This is a genomic window from Gammaproteobacteria bacterium, from assembly GCA_016195665.1.
Classification (GTDB): Bacteria; Pseudomonadota; Gammaproteobacteria; order SURF-13; family SURF-13; genus JACPZD01.
In genome coordinates this window covers 1-19,473 of the sequence record JACPZD010000005.1, presented here as the reverse complement: position 1 = coordinate 19,473, position 19,473 = coordinate 1, and the positions used below count along the sequence as shown (strand labels likewise).

General features: G+C 58.6%; 15 protein-coding genes and 1 pseudogene. 6 read left to right on the top strand and 10 right to left on the bottom strand.

The genetic code is table 11. From position 1 onward, the window contains the following. Positions 1-36 precede the first annotated feature (36 nt). The 6 genes from scpB to HY028_02390 form a co-directional block, all read right to left on the bottom strand. Positions 37-591: an SMC-Scp complex subunit ScpB gene (gene scpB, locus HY028_02415; GenBank protein MBI3343717.1), complete on the bottom strand. Its 555-nt coding sequence runs from the start codon at positions 589-591 to the stop codon at positions 37-39. Positions 592-683: 92 nt separating this feature from the next. After that, positions 684-1,541: a segregation/condensation protein A gene (locus HY028_02410; GenBank protein ID MBI3343716.1), complete on the bottom strand. Its 858-nt coding sequence runs from the start codon at positions 1,539-1,541 to the stop codon at positions 684-686. A 2-nt stretch (positions 1,542-1,543) separates the two neighbouring features. Then, on the bottom strand, positions 1,544-2,782 hold the full coding sequence (locus tag HY028_02405; protein ID MBI3343715.1) for a tryptophan--tRNA ligase: 1,239 nt from the start codon (positions 2,780-2,782) through the stop codon (positions 1,544-1,546). Position 2,783: 1 nt separating this feature from the next. Next, positions 2,784-3,443 carry a site-2 protease family protein gene (locus HY028_02400; protein ID MBI3343714.1) on the bottom strand — a complete coding sequence of 220 codons (660 nt, stop codon included), beginning with the start codon at positions 3,441-3,443 and terminating at the stop codon, positions 2,784-2,786. Between the two features lie 63 nt (positions 3,444-3,506). Then, entirely contained in the window at positions 3,507-4,127 is a 621-nt protein-coding gene (locus tag HY028_02395; GenBank protein ID MBI3343713.1) for a threonylcarbamoyl-AMP synthase, read from the bottom strand. Next, positions 4,082-4,990, bottom strand: a complete 909-nt coding sequence (locus tag HY028_02390; protein ID MBI3343712.1) for a PHP domain-containing protein — start codon at positions 4,988-4,990, stop codon at positions 4,082-4,084. Before HY028_02390 ends, HY028_02395 begins: the two co-directional genes overlap by 46 nt. A 189-nt stretch (positions 4,991-5,179) precedes the next feature. Here HY028_02390 and HY028_02385 point away from each other — a divergent pair, with 189 nt between their 5' ends. From HY028_02385 to HY028_02360, 6 genes are all read left to right on the top strand, one after another. Further along, a complete protein-coding gene (locus tag HY028_02385) occupies positions 5,180-5,503 on the top strand; it encodes a ferredoxin family protein (GenBank protein MBI3343711.1) in 324 nt (107 codons plus the stop codon). Positions 5,504-5,514: 11 nt separating this feature from the next. After that, a complete protein-coding gene (locus HY028_02380; protein ID MBI3343710.1) occupies positions 5,515-8,565 on the top strand; it encodes a PD-(D/E)XK nuclease family protein in 3,051 nt (1,016 codons plus the stop codon). Between the two features lie 87 nt (positions 8,566-8,652). Beyond that, complete coding sequence (locus HY028_02375; GenBank protein MBI3343709.1) at positions 8,653-12,174, top strand: UvrD-helicase domain-containing protein; 3,522 nt, start codon at positions 8,653-8,655, stop codon at positions 12,172-12,174. A 178-nt stretch (positions 12,175-12,352) separates the two neighbouring features. Beyond that, on the top strand, positions 12,353-12,847 hold the full coding sequence (gene xrtH / locus HY028_02370; protein ID MBI3343708.1) for an exosortase H: 495 nt from the start codon (positions 12,353-12,355) through the stop codon (positions 12,845-12,847). Positions 12,848-13,160: 313 nt separating this feature from the next. Then, entirely contained in the window at positions 13,161-13,445 is a 285-nt protein-coding gene (locus HY028_02365; GenBank protein MBI3343707.1) for a hypothetical protein, read from the top strand. Between the two features lie 146 nt (positions 13,446-13,591). Continuing rightward, the gene (locus HY028_02360) at positions 13,592-15,382 is read left to right on the top strand and encodes a hypothetical protein (GenBank protein MBI3343706.1); all 1,791 of its coding nucleotides are present in this window, start codon (positions 13,592-13,594) and stop codon (positions 15,380-15,382) included. Here HY028_02360 and HY028_02355 read toward each other — a convergent pair whose 3' ends face one another. From HY028_02355 to HY028_02340, 4 genes and pseudogenes are all read right to left on the bottom strand, one after another. Beyond that, entirely contained in the window at positions 15,383-16,225 is an 843-nt protein-coding gene (locus HY028_02355; GenBank protein MBI3343705.1) for a glycosyltransferase, read from the bottom strand. 16 nt (positions 16,226-16,241) lie between these two features. Then, a pseudogene (locus tag HY028_02350) lies at positions 16,242-17,460 on the bottom strand (ATP-binding protein). 640 nt (positions 17,461-18,100) lie between these two features. Then, positions 18,101-18,718: a hypothetical protein gene (locus HY028_02345; GenBank protein MBI3343704.1), complete on the bottom strand. Its 618-nt coding sequence runs from the start codon at positions 18,716-18,718 to the stop codon at positions 18,101-18,103. Beyond that, positions 18,708-19,310, bottom strand: coding sequence for a hypothetical protein (locus tag HY028_02340; GenBank protein ID MBI3343703.1), 603 nt, complete (start codon positions 19,308-19,310; stop codon positions 18,708-18,710). The genes HY028_02345 and HY028_02340 overlap by 11 nt, the downstream gene beginning before the upstream one ends. Between the last annotated feature and the right edge of the window lie 163 nt (positions 19,311-19,473).

Below are 19,473 nucleotides of genomic sequence, written 5' to 3'. Positions count from 1 at the left end.
CTTGAAAAAACGCGAGGCGGGTTTTTTCAACGCTTGTCAACCCGGCTCTTGCTGCTCATGGCTCGTCTCTCCGCTCCCCGGCGGCGGCTCACCAAGGTCGAGTTGGATATTGATGCTGTCCAGATCGCGGATCTCCGCGAGGGTGGGCAGTTCGTCCAGACTCTTGAGATTGAAGTGATCCAAAAAATGGCGCGTCGTGCCATAGAGCGCGGGCTTGCCCGGCACGTCGCGGTGGCCGAGCACCCGTATCCATTCGCGCTCGTGCAGGGTCTTGATGATGTGAGTGCTCACACCTACGCCGCGGATGTCTTCGATCTCGGCGCGGGTGATGGGCTGGCGGTAGGCGATCAGGGCGAGGGTCTCGAGCAGCGCGCGTGAATAGCGCGTGGGCCGCTCCTCCCAGAGACGGGTCACCCACTGCGCGTACTCCTGCCGCACCTGAAAGCGAAAACCGCTGCCGACCTCTGTAAGCGCAACGCCGCGCCCGGCGTAATCCTGAGCGAGATCATCCAGTGCGGCGCGCACCTCGGCACGCTCGGGCGGATTCTCGCCGAACAGGCTTAGTAATTTCTCGATAGCGAAGTCAGTAATTAAGACTACACTTCATGCTACGTCTCCGCCCCCTATTGAGGGGGCGGGACAGGGTGGGGTAGAGTAAACAGGGTTTTTACTCAGGAGTCACATTATAACGTTGTAGCCTTATTTTCTGACTCCTGAGTAAAGCGCGCCCCGGCGGATTTTACGTGAATCGGCCCAAAGGCCTCGTTCTGCACCAATTCGACGAGGGATTCCTTAATCAATTCCAGCAGCGCGAGCAGTGTGACCACCAGGCCCCTGCGCCCCTCTTCCACATTAAACAGACTCGTGAAATCGGTGTAACTGTCGGCCTGTACCAGCGTCAAGACCTGCGCCATGCGCTCGCGCACCGACAACGGTTCGCGCTGGATATGATGATGAGAAAACATCTCGGCGCGCGCCAGCACCTCTTTGAAGGCCAGCAGGATTTCATATAGATTCACCGTGGGCGGCGGCCTCTGCAAGCGGCCGTCGGGCGCTTGCACACCGGCGTGAAACACATCGCGACCGAGTTGCGGCAGGGTGTCCATATCCTCCGCCGCCTGCTTGTAGCGTTCATATTCCTGCAACCGCCGCACCAGCTCGGCGCGCGGATCATCCTCCCCGGCGAGATCGGGCGGGCGCGGCAACAGCATGCGCGACTTGATCTCGGCCAGCATTGCCGCCATCAGCAAATACTCTGCGGTCAACTCCAGAGGCCCCTCCTTCATGAGCTCGATGTAGTCCATATATTGATGGGTGACCTGCGCGATGGGGATGTCGAGAATATCAATGTTCTGGCGCTTGATGAGATAGAGCAACAGATCGAGCGGCCCCTCGAAGGCGTCCAGAAACACCTCCAGCGCATCGGGGGGGATGTAGAGGTCGCGCGGCATTTGGGTGAGCGGGGCGCCCTGTACCATAGCGAAGGGCGGCAGCGCCGGTGGAGTCTGTGCGCTTATTGCTTCTTGAAGTTCAGTGCTCATATTCAGCCGTGTTCCGTGCTGGACCACTGATAAGAAAGACCCATTGCCCGCCGCACCTCGTCCAGGGTCTCACGCGCCACCGCGCGCGCCGCCTCGCAGCCGTCGGCGATAATGCGCTGCACCGATTCCGGGTTCTCGACAAACTCCTGGGCACGCTCGCGGATCGGCGCCAACTCCTGAAGGATGGCCTCGATGAGCGGCCGCTTGCAGTCCAGACAGCCGATGCCCGCGCTGCGGCAGCCCTCCTGCACCCAGGCCTTGGTCTCGTCGCTCGAGTAGATCTTGTGGAGCTGCCACACCGGACAGCGTTCCGGCTCGCCGGGATCGGTTCTGCGCACGCGCGCGGGGTCGGTTTGCATGGTGCGCAGCTTGGCCTCGACTGCCTTGGGATCTTCGCGCAGCCCGATGGTGTTGTTGTAGGACTTGGACATCTTCTGCCCGTCCAGCCCCGGCATCTTGGGTATCGGGGTCAGCAGGGCGTGCGGTTCGGGCAGGATAATCAGCCCCTCGCCCTCCAGAAATCCGAGCAGCCGTTCGCGGTCGCCCAGGGTGATGTTCTGGAGCCCTGTCAACAAGGCGTGCGCCGTCTCCAGCGCCTCGTGATCGCCCTGTTCCTGATAGCGCTTACGCAAGGATTTGTAAAGTCTGGCGTTCCTCGCACCCAGATTTTTGATGGCGATCTCGACCTTTTCCTCAAAGTCCGGTTCCCGCCCATACAAATGATTGAAGCGCCGCGCCACCTCGCGGGTCAGTTCGACGTGGGCGACCTGGTCCTCGCCGACCGGCACCTGGCCGGCCTTGTAGATCAGGATATCCGCGCTCTGCAGCAGCGGATAACCGAGAAAACCGTAAGTCGCCAAATCCAGCTCTTTGAGCTTTTCCTGTTGATCCTTGTAGCTCGGCACCCGTTCCAGCCAGCCGAGCGGGGTCATCATGGAGAGCAACAAGTGCAGCTCGGCGTGTTCGGGAATGCGCGACTGGATAAACAGCTTGGCGGCGCCCGGGTTGATGCCCACCGCCAGCCAATCCACCACCATGTCCCAGACGCTCTCGCCGATGATGCGCGGGTCTTCGTAGTGCGTGGTGAGCGCGTGCCAGTCGGCGACAAAAAAGTAACACTCGTACTCGTGCTGCAAGCGCAGCCAGTTCTTGAGTACCCCGTGATAGTGACCGAGATGCAAAGCTCCGGTGGGGCGCATGCCCGACAGCACCCGCTGGTGTTGCGTAGGAACCGAACTCAAACTACCCCCTCAAACCGACTAAAAAATACAGCGCCGACTGTAACCCGAACACCACCGGCCCCATGACCTGCCCGAGGATGCCCGTCACCAGCAGCGCAATCAGAATAATAAAGCCGACCGGCTCCAGCCGGTTTAATTGCCAGGACAAAGGCCCAGGCAACAGCCCCGACAGCACCCGCCCGCCGTCCAGCGGCGGGATGGGGATGAGGTTCAACACCATGAGTATGAGATTGATAAACACCCCCGCCTGTCCGACATAGCGCAGAAAGGTCGCAGCCCAGGGGAATTGACCGCTGAGTACCACCCCAATCTTCAACACCAGTAGCCAAAGCACCGCCATCAGCAGATTGGCGAGCGGCCCGGCGGCGGCCACCAGCGCCATGTCGCGCTTGGGGTGCTTGAGGTTCTGCCAGGTCACCGGCACCGGTTTGGCCCAGCCGAAGATGAACGGGCTGATCATCAATAACAACAGCGGCACCAGGATAGTTCCGACCGGATCAATATGCTTAAGGGGATTGAGGGTCAGCCGCCCCAACATCATGGCGGTGGGGTCGCCCAGCCGCCGCGCCATCCAGCCGTGGGCCACTTCATGCACGGTAATGGCAAAGATCAAGGGCAGCGCCCATACCGCGATGCGCTGCATCAAACTGAGTTCATCCATCGCCGGATTATAACCGGTTTGGCCCTTGCCCTACAGTTTTACCAAACCGGGCGGGAAATCCGCTCAGCTCACAAACGCACGGCCATCGCCCTTGCCCTCGCGGATCACACGCGGGACTTCGTCCACCAGATCCACCACGGTGGTGGTGTCCAAGCCGCCGTTGCCGGCGTCCAGGATGAGGTCCGTTTGATTTTTTAAAAGCCGCTCGATCTCATCCGGATCATTGAGCGGAAGATCACCGCCGGGGAGGATGAGGGTGGTGCTCATGATCGGCTCGCCCAGCGCGGCCAGCAGCGCCTGCACGATGGGGTGATCGGGCACGCGCAGGCCGATGGTTTTGCGCTTGGGGTTTTGCAGGCGGCGCGGCACTTCGTGGGTGGCCTTGAGGATGAAGGTGTAGGGGCCGGGGGTGTGAGCCTTGATCGCCCGGTACGCGGTGTTATCCACCTTGGCATAGATGGCGATCTCCGAGAGATCGCGGCACACCAGGGTGAAGTTGTGTCTGTCGTCCAGGTTGCGGATACGGCAGATACGTTCCAGCGCGGTCTTGTCGCCGATATGACAACCGAGGGCATAGCTGGAATCGGTTGGATAGACGATCACTCCGCCGTCGCGGATGACCTTGACGGCCAGGTTAATCAGGCGCGCCTGGGGGTGGGTGGGGTGGAGGTGGAGACGTTGCATGGATATTGACTCCATTCTGTCCAGATCGGAACGCAATTCTTGGGCAATTCAGGCAGCCGGCCCAGCTCTATCCAGGGGTGTTCGGGGCCGTGATAATCGGAGCCGCTGGAGGCGAGCAGTCCGAACTGTTTTGCGTAGTTGGCCAGGGTGAAATAATCGTCGCGGCTGTGGCTGCCGGACACGACTTCGATGCCTGCGCCGCCTGCGTCCTTGAATTCGGTGAACAGCGTGCGCAGGCGCGAGGCGGTGAGTTTGTAACGGGCCGGATGGGCGATGACGGCTTGCCCGCCCGCGCCGGTGATCCAGCTCACGGCGTCTTCCAGCTTGGCCCACTCGCCGCTCACGTAGCCGGGCTTGCCGTGGACCAGAAACCGCTTGAAAACCTGTTGCAGATCGCGCGCCTCGCCACGCTCGACCAGCAATCGCGCAAAATGGGTGCGGCTCACGATAGTCCCTTTGGCATAGGCCTTGGCGCCTTCGTAGGTATCCGCAATGCCGTGTTTTTCAAGACGCCGCGCGATTTCTTGCGCGCGCCAGTCCCGAAAGCCGCGCAGCCCCGCCAAACCCTCCTGCAGGGCTTGATTCGCAGGGTCAATGTGCAGGCCGATGATGTGTACCGTCTGGCTATTCCAGCTCACCGAGATCTCTACGCCGGGGACGAGGTCTAACCCGATATCTCTGACGTACATGGATGTACTAATGGCCGCCGCGGCCGCCGCCTCGGCAAGGCCCTCGGTGCTGTCGTGGTCGGTGAGCGCCAGCACGTGCACGCCGCGGGCATGGGCCCGCGCCACCAGCTCGGCCGGACTCAAGGTGCCGTCGGAGGCGGTGGAGTGGCTGTGCAGGTCGTAGTGCAAAGTCATGGGAGGGCTACCGGTGACGTACAAGGCAGTACTAATGTCGCGGGAGGCAGGATGCCGGGAGCGACCGCACCCGTTTGGAAACGGCCGGAAACATCCTGCTATAATTGCAGCCTAAAGGGATCATAGTGACCCCATTATATTGAGCAACCGGGCATTTTGATAGCGCACGGCCCCGTGCGGGAGATGAACATGACCTTTGTCGTTACCGAAAACTGCATCAAATGCAAATACATGGACTGTGTCGAGGTCTGCCCCGTGGACTGCTTCCACGAAGGGCCGAACTTTTTGGTCATAGATCCCGATGAGTGCATAGATTGCACCTTGTGCGAACCGGAGTGCCCGGCCAATGCCATCTTCGCGGAGGACGCCGTGCCCGAGGGACAAAAGCATTTCACCGCGCTCAACGCCGAACTGGCCAAGGCCTGGCCGGTGATCACCGAAATGGGCGAACCGCCGCCTGATGCCAAGGAGTGGGATGGGGTGCCGGACAAGCTCAAATTATTGGAGCGCTGATACACCACCCCGTGCTCATTGTCCCCTATGGGCACGATCCGCTCGCCGTCCTCGCCGATGAGATCGTGCAACAGGCGTCCCTGCCTGATCTCACGAACTCGGTCATTCTGCTCCCTACGCTGAGCGCCGCGCCGCGCCTGCGCAGGCTGCTGTTGGAACGCGCCCAGGCGCACGGTCATCACGCCCTGCTGGGGCCGAACATTGATACCCTGCGCGGCTGGATGGAGCGTCATGTTCCCATAACGGGCCGGGTGATTTCAGAGCCCGCACGCGCGCTCCTCCTCGTAGAGGCCCTGGCAGAGCATCCGGATCTGTTTGGCGGTGACGTACACGGAAGTACTCATGTCGCGGGAGGCAGGACGCCGGGAGCGGCCCCCTGGCGAATAGCCGATAGTTTGCTGAGGCTGTTCGATGAATTGACCCTGCGGCAGACTGACCCTCCCGTCTCACTGGAACACTTCACGGCACGGCTGGCGCACGCGTATGGCCTGCCTGACGGTATCGCCACTGCGGCGCTGGGCGACGAGGCCCGCGTCGTGTACACCCTCTGGCAAGCGCTACGCGATCAGCTTCAGGCCGAACACAAGACGGATGGGCGCAGCGCCTATGTGTCCAGGCTCGGTGATCGTTCCATTCCGGGCAATCTGCATTTTTATCTGGCGGGATTTCATGAGTTCTATCCCGCCGAACTTGCCTGGTGCAAGGCCTTGCATGAACGCGGGCAACTGAGTCTCATTCTGCACGGTTCCGCTCCCGACGCGCCTCTCGTCAGGCTGCTAAAAAACATGCAGTGCGACGCTACGGTAATAGTATCCCACGATGATTTCACGGATTTTGTAACTAGTGTGTATGCGCCCAGCAGCGCCGCTTTGGCGGTACGCGCAAGTGCGTTTGCGGAACGCCGCTCCAACAGCCCCGCCACCGGTGACGTACAAGGAAGTACTAATGTCGCGGGAGGCAGGACGCCGGGAGCGACCCGGCTGTCGGTGTTTGCGGCCAACGGGGCCGAAGAAGAGGCCAAGGCGGTGGACATCCAGGTGCGCCGTTGGCTGATTGAGGGCCGTAGCGCCATCGGCATCGTCAGCGAGGACAGACGCCTCACCCGCCGTATCCGGGCCTTGCTGGAGCGCGCCGGTGTCACTCTTCAGGATGCGGCAGGATGGGCGCTGTCCACCACCAGCGCCGCGAGCACGATTGAGCGTTGGCTACAGACGGTGGAGCAGGATTTCGCCCACGACCCCCTGCTCGACCTGCTCAAATCGAGTTTTGTCTTTCCGGACCGTGACCGGGACAAGCATCTCGATACCGTCTACCGGCTGGAGCGCGACATCATCCGCCGCGCCAATCTCCCGCGCGGGCTGCACAATTATGACGTACACGGAAGTACTAATGTCGCGGGTCGCTCCCGGCGTCCTGCCTCCCGCGACATTAGTACTTCCCTGTACGTCAGAGGCAGGATGCCGGGAACGACCCGTAAGCGCCTGCCGCACCTCACGCAGGGGCGCGACGCGATCGCCCAACTCATCGCCGATCTCGACCGCGCCTCCCAGCCTCTGCTGCCGCTGTTGAAGGGGCACGCACATCACCCCCAGACCCTGCTCAACGCCCTGCAAGAGAGCCTGCAGCGACTGGGAATAACCCAGGCGCTGGCTCATGACGCCGCCGGGCAACGCATCCTGGCTGAAATAGAGGCGTTGCAGCAGGCGCTCTTTGGGCGCAGCCTGCGCATGAACTGGCGGGAGTTCCGGGCCTGGCTGGCGCGCAGCCTGGAGACGGCGAATTTTGTTCCGAATAATACCGGCAGTCCGGTGCAGTTGCTGGCGCTGGAACAGACAGCGCTGTGCCGTTTCGATGCGCTGATCATCGCCGGGGCCGACCACGAGCATCTGCCCGGCGGCGGTCCGCCATCGCCCTTTTTCAACAGCGCGGTACGGCGCGAGTTGGGGCTCGCCACGCGTCATGACGAACTCTGCACACGCTTTTACCACTTCCGGCGATTGCTGGAGTGCGCCCCGCAGGTGACGATCACGCTGCGCCGCGAACAGGACGGCGAGCCCATCCTCCCCAGTCCGTGGGTCGAGGCCTTGCAGTCATTTCATCTCCTGGCCTATGGCGACCGGCTGGACGACAAGACGCTCACCGCGCTGATCAATGAACCTCGCGCCCAGATCAGCCATGCCGATCCATCCACCCTCCCCGCCCGAACCGTCCGGCCGCGGCCCGCGATAGATCGGGCGCTATTGCCGGACACCCTCTCCGCCCGCGCTCACCAGCGGCTCATTGATTGTCCGTATCAGTTCTTCGCCGCACACGCCCTGCAACTCCGCGTGTCCGAGGAGGTACAGGAGCTGCTCGAAAAAAGCGACTTCGGTGAGCGCGCGCATCGTATCCTGCAAGCCTTTCACTGCGGCGCCAAAGATTTACCCGGCCCTTTTAGCGAAGCGATCGCGACGGAAAACCGCGCGCGGGCGATTCACATGCTCACCGAAATCAGCCAAGCCGTATTCGCCCCCGATGTGAAAAAAAACTTCGTACACCGCGCCTGGCTGGCGCGCTGGCTGGCGATTATCCCCGATTACATTGACTGGCAGATCGCGCAGGAGGGTTCACCACTCGCCTGCGAGGTCAGCGTGCGCAGCGCTCGGGCGGATGGCCTCACGCTAACCGGGCGGCTGGATCGCATAGACCGGCGCCGGAACGGGCTGCACATCCTGGATTACAAGACCGGCCAGGGTGACAAGCAGGCGGACGTCTCCAGCGGCGAGGCCACGCAGTTGATTTTCTATGCGCTGCTGGCGGAGCAGTTATATAACGATAATATAGAGCGCGTCGAGTATTTGCTGCTCGATAAAGATCTGGTCAAACCGGGCGCGCGGCTGGAAGGGGAAGAGCTGCACCGGCTGAGCACCCTGACGGCGCAGCGGCTCGATGCCGTCATGCAGGCGCTGCGTGAAGGAACAGGCGCACCGGCCTGGGGCGATCCAAAAACCTGCGCACGTTGCGAGATGCAGGGTCTGTGCCGCCGCCAGGCATGGCCTGTCGCAGAATCACGGCATGTCTAGTAACGTACACGGAGGTACTAATGTCGGTCGCTCCCGGCTTCCTGCCTCTCGCGACATGGGTACTCCCTGTACGGCACAGGAGGCGGGATGCCGGGAGTGACCTCGATACATGCCGCCAGCGCCCCGGAGCGTCATGCCACCGTAACGGCCTCGGCGGGCACCGGCAAAACCTGGCTGCTGGTCACTCGCCTGATCCGCCTGCTGCTGGCCGGCGCGCGTCCCGATGCCATCCTCGCCATCACCTTCACCCGCAAGGCCGCGGCGGAGATGCAGACGCGCCTGAACGACCGCCTGTTTGAACTCGCCCGCTGTTCCGGCCCTGAGTTGATAACTGCATTACAGGGCATGGGTGTGGCGCCCGATGAGGAAAATTGCGCGCGGGCGCGCGGCTTATACGAAGCCTTGTTGCGTTCTGAGCAACCGCTCAAGATTTCCACCTTCCACGCCTTCTGCCAGGAATTACTGCAACGCTTCCCGCTGGAGGCAGGCGTCTCGCCCGGATTTGAATTGGCCGAGCAGACGGCGCACTGGCAGCGAACGGCGTGGCAGGCCTTGTTGCGCGAGGCGACGGAGACCCCGGACGGCGCGCTCGCGGAGGCGATGCTGACCCTGTTCGATCTCTGCGGCGGGCTCTCCGGAACCGAGACGGCGCTCAAAAATTTTCTGGAACACCGTAGCGACTGGTGGGCCTATAGCGAAGGCCAGTCTGATCCTGTCGGCTTTGCAGTCATGAACCTCGCAAAACAGTTGGAGATTGACCCAGATTCAGATGCGGTGAGTGAATTCTTTTCAGCGGTCGCTCCCGGCATCCTGCCTCCCGCGACATTAGTACATCCATGTACGTCAGAGGTACAACAGCAACTGCATGAGTTTGCCGAATTGCTGGTGAAGTTTTCAGGCAACCCGCATCACATCCGGCTATTGCAAGACTGTCTGAACCACACTGAACACAATGAACTGCATATCCGGATGATCCGTGAGGTGTTTCTCACTCAGGACGGCACGCCGCGCAAACGTCCCATCACCAAGGCGCAGTCAACGCTTCTGGGTGATGCCGCCGCGCGGCGTTTCGTATTTATCTTTGAGCACGTGTGCGAACGGCTGGCGTGGTTTGCCAAACATTCTACCCTTAACGTATCGCGCGCCTGGTTCACGGCCGGGAGCCGTTATCTCGATCACTATCAACGCCTCAAGGCGGAACAGGGCTTGCTCGACTTCAGCGATCTGGAGTGGCAGGCGTATCGCCTGTTAAACCGCTCCGATCATGCCCTGTGGGTGCAGTATAAACTGGATCAGCGCATTGACCATTTACTGATTGATGAGTTTCAAGACACCAACCCCACGCAATGGCATTTGATCCTGCCTCTGTTAGAGGAACTTGCCTCGGGACCTACACGGGAGCGCAGTGTATTTTTAGTGGGCGATCACAAACAGTCCATTTACCGTTTCCGCCGCGCCGACCCTCACCTGTTCACCGCGGCCCGGTCCTGGCTGGAGAAGAATTTACAGTCCGAAAGCTTCCCGCTGCACGCCTCGTGGCGTTCGGCGACGGCCATCATCGAATGTGTGAACCGGACCTTCAGTCTGCCCGCACTGGCGGAGCAGCTCGGCGATTTTGAGACACACGTCACACATCAAGACGACCTGTGGGGACGTGTCGAACTGCTGCCGTTGATTACTGTTGCCGAGACGGCGCCGGATAATAGTGCACGGGACGCATTACGCAATCCTTTACTAGAGCCGCGCGTACTCGAAGAAGATATCCGTCACCTGGAGGAAGGCCGCCTCATCGCGCAACGCATTCAAACACTCATTGACACGCGCACCCTGATTGGCCCGCCGGGGAATGCGCGGCCCGTCAATTTCGGCGACATCCTCATCCTGCTGCGTAACCGCACCCATGCCCAGAGTTACGAAGCCGCGCTGCGCGAAGCCGGCATCCCCTACCTGGGCGCGGCGCGCGGCACCCTCCTCGAAAGTCTGGAGGTGCAGGACATGCTCGCCCTGCTCGACACCTTGATTACCCCCTATGACAATCTGGCCTTGGCGCAGGTGTTGCGCTCTCCGCTGTTTGCATGCAGCGACGCCGATCTCATACGGCTCGCCATGCACTCTTCAGATGAAACGCCCTGGAATGAGCGGCTCAAGCTGCTCGCTCCGGAATTACAGCCTGGCACGCCGCTTTGCCGCGCGCACCATAGTCTCAGCCAATGGCGCGCGCTCGCAGGCCGGCTGCCCGTGCATGATCTGCTGGATCGTATCTATTGTGAAGGCGGCGTTATGGCGCGCTTTGGGGCGGCCTTCCCCGATCATCTCACAGCGCGGGTGCTAGGCAATCTAACACGATTTATCGAACTTGCGCTGGAACTCGACAGCGGACGCTACCCCAGTCCGCCGCAGTTTCGCGCCCAGCTTCGCGCGATGGCGCAGGCCGATAGAGAAGCGCCCGATGACGCCGCAGCGCCCGGCATCACTTCTTGTGACGTACAGGGAAGTACTAATGTCGCAGGAGGCAGGATGCCGGGAGCGACCGTGCGGATCATGACCATACACGCGGCCAAGGGGCTCGAAGCGCCGGTGGTATTTCTCGCCGACGCCGGTCGTGCGCCACCGTCCACGCGGCCTTATCAGGTATTGATCGAGTGGCCCTCCGCGGCGCCGCGCCCCACGCATTTTCTGCTCAGCGGTAGAAAAGAGGATCTCGATACGCTGAGCCAGACATTACTCGAACGGCATAAATCGGCGGAACGGCGCGAAGACGCCAATCTGCTCTATGTCGCCCTCACCCGCGCCCAGCAACTATTGTTCATCTCCGGCTGCGCGCCGAACAAAGGCAGTGATCTCGGCTGGTACGGTCTCATCCAACAGGCTTTGTCGCCTCCGGGCGAAGCCGCTCCTGCGCTTCCTGCGCCTGCGGCATTAGCACATCCCTGTGCGTCACAAGACGCACAGGTGATTGAATCGGGCGAGAGAACAACGGAGATCACCGCATCACAACATGATCTCTTGCGTGAACCCGTCGAAATAGATGCCGGCTTATCTCAGCCTATCCTGCTACCAAACCGAGTGACAGAAATCGCGCCAAGCAGGGCGGGCAGCTCGCAACCCACCCTTTACGGCGATGACGAAGACGGCAGACTGCGCGGTATCGTCATTCATCGCATGCTGGAAAAACTAACCGCGTTGCCCCCAATAAAGGACAGCGAGCTGCTGAAACTTATCGCCCACGAACACGGACTAGAGGCCGGCGACAACACCCTGCAGGGCTGGTGGAGCAAGGCCTGCGCAATCATCCGCCAACCGCAGTTCCGCGACCTCTATGACCCTACGTGTTATCTCGCCGCTTACAACGAGGTCCCCGTTTCTTATCAAGCCGGCGCGACGATGGTGCACGGCGTCATAGACCGCCTGGTGGTGCACACCGATCACATCACCGTCGTAGACTACAAAACCCATGAAATAGCCAGCCCGGATAACCTGACCGAATTGGCTGAACCCTACCGCGGACAACTGTATCACTACGGCGTAGCCGCAGGCAGGCTGTGGCCTGAAAAGGCTGTGCGCACCTTGTTACTATTTACGGCATGCAGCCGCTTATATGAGATATAGACTAGAACACCACACCCTTGTACGATGGCGCCTGTACCGATGAATTCGTAAACAAAGCCCCTCGGAAAAATATCCCCCTCCCTTGACGGGAAGGGGCTGGGGGGAGGGTGTTGCTTTATGAGGTATTACTATCGTAGTTTTTAGCAACATTACAGCACGAGATAATACTAACTCATCCATGTTTCGCTTCTTCGCCATTTTTCTTTTGCTGCTCATAGTTCTGTTCACCGTGGAGATACTCCAGCCGGTGCAGCAGGCCGTCATCATCCCCTGGACGGGGTTGCTGGCCAAGATCAGCGCCTGGCTCATGCAATTGTTTGACAGCGATGTCCGCTCCGGCGGCGTTATTATCCAAAGCATCCGCACCGGCTTTGGCGTAGAGATAGTCGCCGGCTGCAATGGGGTAGAGGCCACGCTCATCCTGCTCGCCGCCATCCTCGCCTTTCCCGCCTCCGCGTGGCACAAGCTGATCGGCTTCGCCATCGGCTTTCTCGCCATCCAGGGCCTCAACCTGGTGCGCATCATCAGCCTGTTTTACATTGGACAATGGGACCGCGAGGCGTTTGATTGGGCGCACCTGTATATCTGGCAGGCGCTCATCATGCTCGACGCGATGATCGTCTGGCTGGTCTGGATACGGATGTTGCCGCGTAACACCGCCCATGCCTTCTAACCCGCTCTATGCATTTCTATTGAGGACGCTGATCTGGCTGCCGCTTAGCTTTGTGTTCTGGTACCAGGCCGCCAACCTGCTTAACCTGCCTTTGGCAACGATATCCAAGTTCGCCTTGCAGCAATCTACCACCCATCTGCTGACCAACGTCGAGCTGGGCGATCACAAACTCACTTTCGTCACACCCTTCGAAGCCGAGATACCAGCGGCGCAGCCGCAACAGGGTAAGGGCCTTATCGTCGTTGAAATCAACCCGCTCATTTACGGCTATAGCCTCCCCTTACTGATAGCATTGCTGTTCGCTGTCGAAGGCTTGAGCGTTTCCTGGAGCAAGCTCTTTATTGCTTATGTGGGCCTGCTGCCCTTTCAGGCCTGGGGCGTTTGTTTTGAATTTCTAAAAACAGTGGCCTTCGATCTCGGTCCGACTGTCGCAACGCAAGTAAACTTCCCGCAATGGACCCGCGAAGGCATCGCACTCGGCTACCAATTCGGCTACCTCATCCTGCCGCCCATCTCCACCGCTGTCTTATGGATCGCCATGAATCGAAGTTTTCTGAACAGGCTGCTGGACCGCTCTCAGCCCGTAACAGGGACCTGAGAGTTGAGGGCGCCCTCAACTCATTAGTTCTCCCTCGCGCCCCACCATCAAGGAACTCTATGAATCAAGAAAAGCCCGAAACGACACTGGATTATTCATGGAGCCAGGCTCCAACGGTTGTATCTGCTGCACCTAAAGGAAATAGCGTGCCTTTAATAGCGTTAGATGACTGCCACGTCTTCCCGCTCTCTGCAAGTCACTGTCTGCTGCGAAGCAAGCGCACCGGCGCCGAAGTTGCGGTGGGTCTGGATGTATTAAACACCCTGCAGTTGTGCCGCGAATTCCGCAGCCTCGACGATCACGTCAGCCGGGTAACCGGCCTTGTCCCCGCACTCGCAGATCAAGCCGCCGAGGTGCGACGCATCCTGGACTCGCTCTCTACCCAAGGCTTCATGACCAGCGCCATGGATATTGTCCGCGAGCTGTCCATACCGGCCGTTCCATACAGCGCGGGCCCCTTGCATAGCGTAATGGTGCGTGCCTGCGACCGCCCTGAGCAATTGCGCCGGCTATTAAACAGTTTCCTGGATAATGAAAAGCGCTTCAAAAATCATTATCGCTATATCATCCTCGACGACTCCAAGTCTTCAGAACAGCAACAGCAGAATAACCAATCCGTAGCAGAGTTCGCCGCGCAGAGCTTGAACGTCGCCTACTACGGCCAAACTTCCCAGCAGCGCTTTACGGAAACTCTATGCCGGAAGTTCCCGCAGCATGCGCCAACGATACAATGGCTTTTGAATGCGACTCCGGGTTACGGCGCGGCGTCCTATGGCCGCACCTGGAACTATGCTTTATTGCTGAGCGCCGGCGAACGCTTCGTCATGTTCGATGACGACGCCCTGCCTGTGGCGTATAAGTCCCCGCATCACACGTCCGCAGTAGAAATCTCCGGCCGTGAGCGGCAGGTTAATTTTTATCCTGATCGTGACGAGCTGCTGAAACGTAATCAGATTGCCGACATAGACCCTATCGCTCAGCATCAAGAAATACTCGGCGCAACCCTGACGCAGGCGCTGGGGCATTTTTCCGGGGGCACTCTGACACAGGCATCGGTAAGCCGCCTGCAACCCCACGAAATATCGCGCGTGGCCAAAGCCTCGCCGGTATTATTAACAGTCGCCGGAAGCTTCGGCGATCCCGGCATCAATTCTCCAGGCTGGTTATTCGATCTGGATAAGGATTCCTGGCAACGCTTTATCGCCAGCGAGGCCGACTACCTGCACAACAGCAGTTCCCGCACACTGTGGTGGGGCCATCCGGGCCTGCATTTCGCAACCTCCAAAGGCCTCATGACGACGACCGCCATGGGCCTGGATAATCGCCGCCTGCTCCCGCCCACCGCGCCCGAGTTCGGCAACGAAGACGCATTGTTCGGCGCCGCCACACAATATCTTTATCCCGATATGCTCGTGCTTGAGTTTTCGTGGGGGTTGTTACACCTTCCCGAACCGCCGCGCCGCTGGGATAGGGACGCCCTGGACAGAGCCGCCAGGCCGAACGTGCTCGGTTATCTCGCCGATCTTGCCCTGCGCGATGCGCCGCGTTGCCTGGCCGGGCACACTGCGCAACGCCTCCATACCCTCGCAACGCTTTATCTCGACATTGCCGACGCCGATGAGAGCACCTTCAAGACCGCTCTCCAGGAACACAGGCTATCCATGCGGGCTGACGTGATACGACGCCTGCACAATCGTCTGCAGGAACATCCCGATGCGCCGGACTACTGGATCAAAGACCTGCAACGCATCATCACCGCCAACGGCACATCCACTCCGTCCGATGACGTTAATCCATCAAATCAGGCAGAACTGTCGGCAGGCCGGCTCGGTAGTGAGGGGACGCGCGATGTATTACAACGTTACGGCAGTGCGCTGAATGTATGGCCTGAGTTATGGAGCTACTGCCGGGAAAACAAATCTATCGGGAATCTCTGATTACCACCATCTCCATCCATGCTTATTGTAGAAAATAAAAGCGGATTTAATGAACATCCAGACGTGAGCCATCCCCTTCTTTGCCGCGTTACCTCCAAAATGCCGGATGCGGACGGCGGGCACGTAGGCGGTGCGCGCTATTTCACGCGTTCTTTGAGAGAGATCGAAATCTTCAAAGTACAGAAACAGATCATCCGTGAAGCCCCCCAGCTTTGAAAGCACGGGGCGCCTGAAAAACATAAAACTACCGCTCACCATGGGCACATCCAATGCCGTCGCAGTATTGAGCACATCCCTCATCTCATAATAAGCAAGGCGCTTTCGAAACAAGCGCTGAACGGCTCGCGGAGCAAAACCGCGCAACAGAAGATCGAACACAGCAGGGTAGCGTTTACATAAATAGTGCGGTGCGCCATCTTCTCCGGTCACCGCCGGCGCCAGCAGGCCGACATCGGAATGTGCTCCCATAAAAGCGAGGGCCTGGGACAGCGCGTCTTCCGCCAAGATGACGTCTGGATTCAATATCAAATGATAGTCCTTGCTGGTGCGCCGGATGGCGAGATTATGGCCTCGTCCATAGCCCAGATTTTCTTCGCACCTGATTACCTCTACAGGCACACCGTTTAGCTGTACCCGTTCACCACGCAACAAGCTTGTGATATCAGTAGTCTCCCCCTCCTGATGCGGACCATTGTCAATCAACCATAACGCTGTTTCGCCCAATTCACCCCTGTCTTGTGCATACCCGATTGCTGCATTGACACTCTCAATCGTTTTGCTTAGCAAAGAAATATCGGGGCGATAGCAAACAATCGCAACCGAAAGAGTAGAGGACCGGCTCATAAGTGGGTATCAATGACTATATCGCCCACAGTACACTCACAGGCGCTGCAAACAGGCCCTCACCGAAGGACAATACCTGCCTGCCGTCGTACAGCACCACGCCTGCCGAAAAGCGCTTGCCTATCTGTCGTTGGAATCGGCGCAAACCGCGGAAGTCGGATTCGGCGATGCTGGCGGCCGCCTTGACTTCTATGCCCACGAACCGGCCGGAGGAATCTTCCAGCACCATGTCCACCTCGTATTGGTCCTTATCACGATAATAATGAAACTCCAGGGACTCAGACCGCCAGCTCGCCTGTTTGCGCAGTTCGCCGTAAACAAACGACTCCAGAACTTGGCCGAATACCGCCGGCTGCTGTTCGATCCGGGCTTGATTAAGTTGCATAAGCGCGCAGGCGAGACCCGTGTCTAGCATATGAATCTTCGACGTCTTGACCAGACGTTTGTTGCGGTTACTGAACCAGGGCGACAGGAAATCCACAAGAAAGACTTGGCGCAGCAGCGCCACATACCCGTCAATCGTGTGACGGCTCAATTGAAAGGCTTTGGCCAGCTCACTGATATTGAGCAACTGCCCCGTGTGGTTGGCTAGCAGCCGCAGTAACTTGGGGATGATGTCGCCATGCTGAATGTGGGAGAGCTCACGGATATCACGCTGGATCAGGGTATCAACGTAATTGTCGTACCAGGCGCGCCGCCGCGCCGCGGTGGCGCGCTGCAACGGTTCAGGAAATCCGCCAGCCACGATGCGCGCCGCCAGTTCCTTTCCCAGTCTCTCAGCGTGATATCCGGCAAGCTTCCCGCTAAATACCTGATCCAGAAAACCGGACGGCTTGCGGGCCAGCTCGCTCTGCGCCAGCGGGTAGAGCGGCAGAATCTCCATCCGCCCGGCCAGCGAATCCGACAGCCGGGGCAGCAGCAGCACATTCGCGGAGCCGGTCAACACGAAACGTCCCGGCTGCCGCTGCCAGTCGATTGCCTGCTTCAACTCCGCAAAGAGTTCCGGCGCGTGCTGCACTTCATCAAGAATGACCCGCGCGGGCAACCGCTCGACAAAGCCGACCGGGTCCCGTTTGGCGGCCGCCAACAGATCGCGGTCGTCAAAGGTGTAGTAGGCGTAGCGCTTGCCCAGCATCCGCGCAAGCGTGGTCTTGCCGCATTGGCGCGGTCCGTGCCGCCAAGGCTTCCCGCAGGCGGGGCAACAGATAGCGCGGATACAGCGGATCGGTTCCCATAGCGTCCCATTGCAACCCTGACTATCGTCCAATTGGAAGTCTTCAGACCGTCCAATTGGCAGCTTATCTACCGTCCGCTTGAGAAGCAAAATCGGCCCGGCGATTCATTGAGCCGCATACACTAGAGGCATCTCACTTCGTAAGCCTATCCCCTTATCTGGGTGTCCGGAAAACCGGGGGTGGCACATTGTGACCCTTTAGGCGCTGCTCCTAATGGAAGGGTAGTGATTTTGTTGGTTCGAACACCACGCCGCGTGGCCAACCCTCATTTTTTGTCTCTTCCCAATGCATGTACATATAGCGATTAGCGCCCATTATACGATCGCTTGGGAGTAACTCCCAGTAGTAGGGTGGGCACGGTTTTTGTGCCCGCGCGGTAAAGGCCCGAAGAAGCGCCCATTATACGATCGCTTGGGAGTAATTCCCAGTAGTAGGGTGGGCACGGTTTTTGTGCCCGCGCGGTAAAGGCCCGAAGAATCCGACACTATAAAATTCACCGTCCATCATGCATCACGTTCATTCGATACGCGTGGGCAAACAAAAAGATGTTTGCCCACCCTACCGGCTTAGTAAGCCTATCCCCTTATCTGGGTGTCCGGAAAACCGGGGGTGGCACATTGTGACCCTTTAGGCGCTGTTCCTAATGGAAGGGTAGTGATTTTGTTGGTTCGAACACCACGCCGCGTGGCCAACCCTCATTTTTTGTCTCTTCCCAATGCATGTACATATAGCGATTAGCGCCCATTATACGATCGCTTGGGAGTAACTCCCAGCCACCGTTGACTTTTCCGTCTGCTGTGATGTAAATACCGTAGTCATAATCGCTGAGGCATACACCAAAGATGTTTACGAACCCTCCAGTGCCTTTGCCTAGACTGTTGAGGTATTGGCACTGGCGTTCATTGTATTCATCTGACTGAATTATGTATCTCGATCCGATGACGTGTGTAATCTTCCAGATTTCCTCCTTTCTAACTTCTACCATATTTCTCAGGCTTTCAGAAGGCTTCGGCGGTTTAAAGTCGAACGAAGCCTGATACCGTTGGTATTTATCAGATTTAACTTCGAACTCATCTGGCTTGACTGGTGCGACGCCAGTGCCATCAGTTAAAACAGCGGAGGGGGGACTTTGATAGTGCGCCATACCGTAACAACCATATAGGTTCACAGCTAGAGAAAATGTTATCAAAAACATAAAGCAGTTTCTCAGCATGATGATTTTCTGTTCTAACTTAAAACAGACTTCTCTAATTCCCATAACACCCATCAAAAAAATGTACCGCAGTACAGGGTTTATAGTTTATGATTGCAGTCGGGTTCGGAATTACCCCTAAAACCCCTCCATTCACAAGGTCATAGGCGCCTATCGTAGGGTTTACCCCACCGGGCGCAACAGTACCGAAGGGCGGTGCAAAAGTATTACCCCCCACGGCATTCCCAGTGGATACAAGATAGTTAGCATCAAACACACCTCCACTATACCCTGTGGGGCTGGTTGCATAAGAGGACCCATTTATATAATCGCCTGTCGAGGCGGTCGGGAGACCTTGATAGCCCAGTACAATGTCGACGGCGTCAAAGGGTGCGCCTATAGGTCCACGATTGCCAACACCATTAAACCCAGGTTGCCCGGTGCCCTGAAAGTTATCCGTATATCTCGACCCAGCTACTTCATTGCCAATAATAGAAAGCCCCGTCAGACCTGCATTCAAGAGGGTCGGTGAGATCCCTATCTTGTCAGCAATTTTTTCTTCAATCTTTTGCGCCACTATCGTTTGCGCCACATTGCCGACAGTTCGTAACAAGCTCCCTACATCCCCTGTCGTAACGGAATTCACAACCTTTTCCACCGTGGTGATCGGGTTTCTCACATTAGAGCATTTTTGATTTAAGTATTTACATTTATGTGTTATAGTGTCCCTGTCATAGGGGAGGGGCGACTATGTATGCGTATTCAAGAGACTTGCGTGACCGTGTGTTAGGTGCGCTGGAGCGCGGGGAACGTCCGACCGA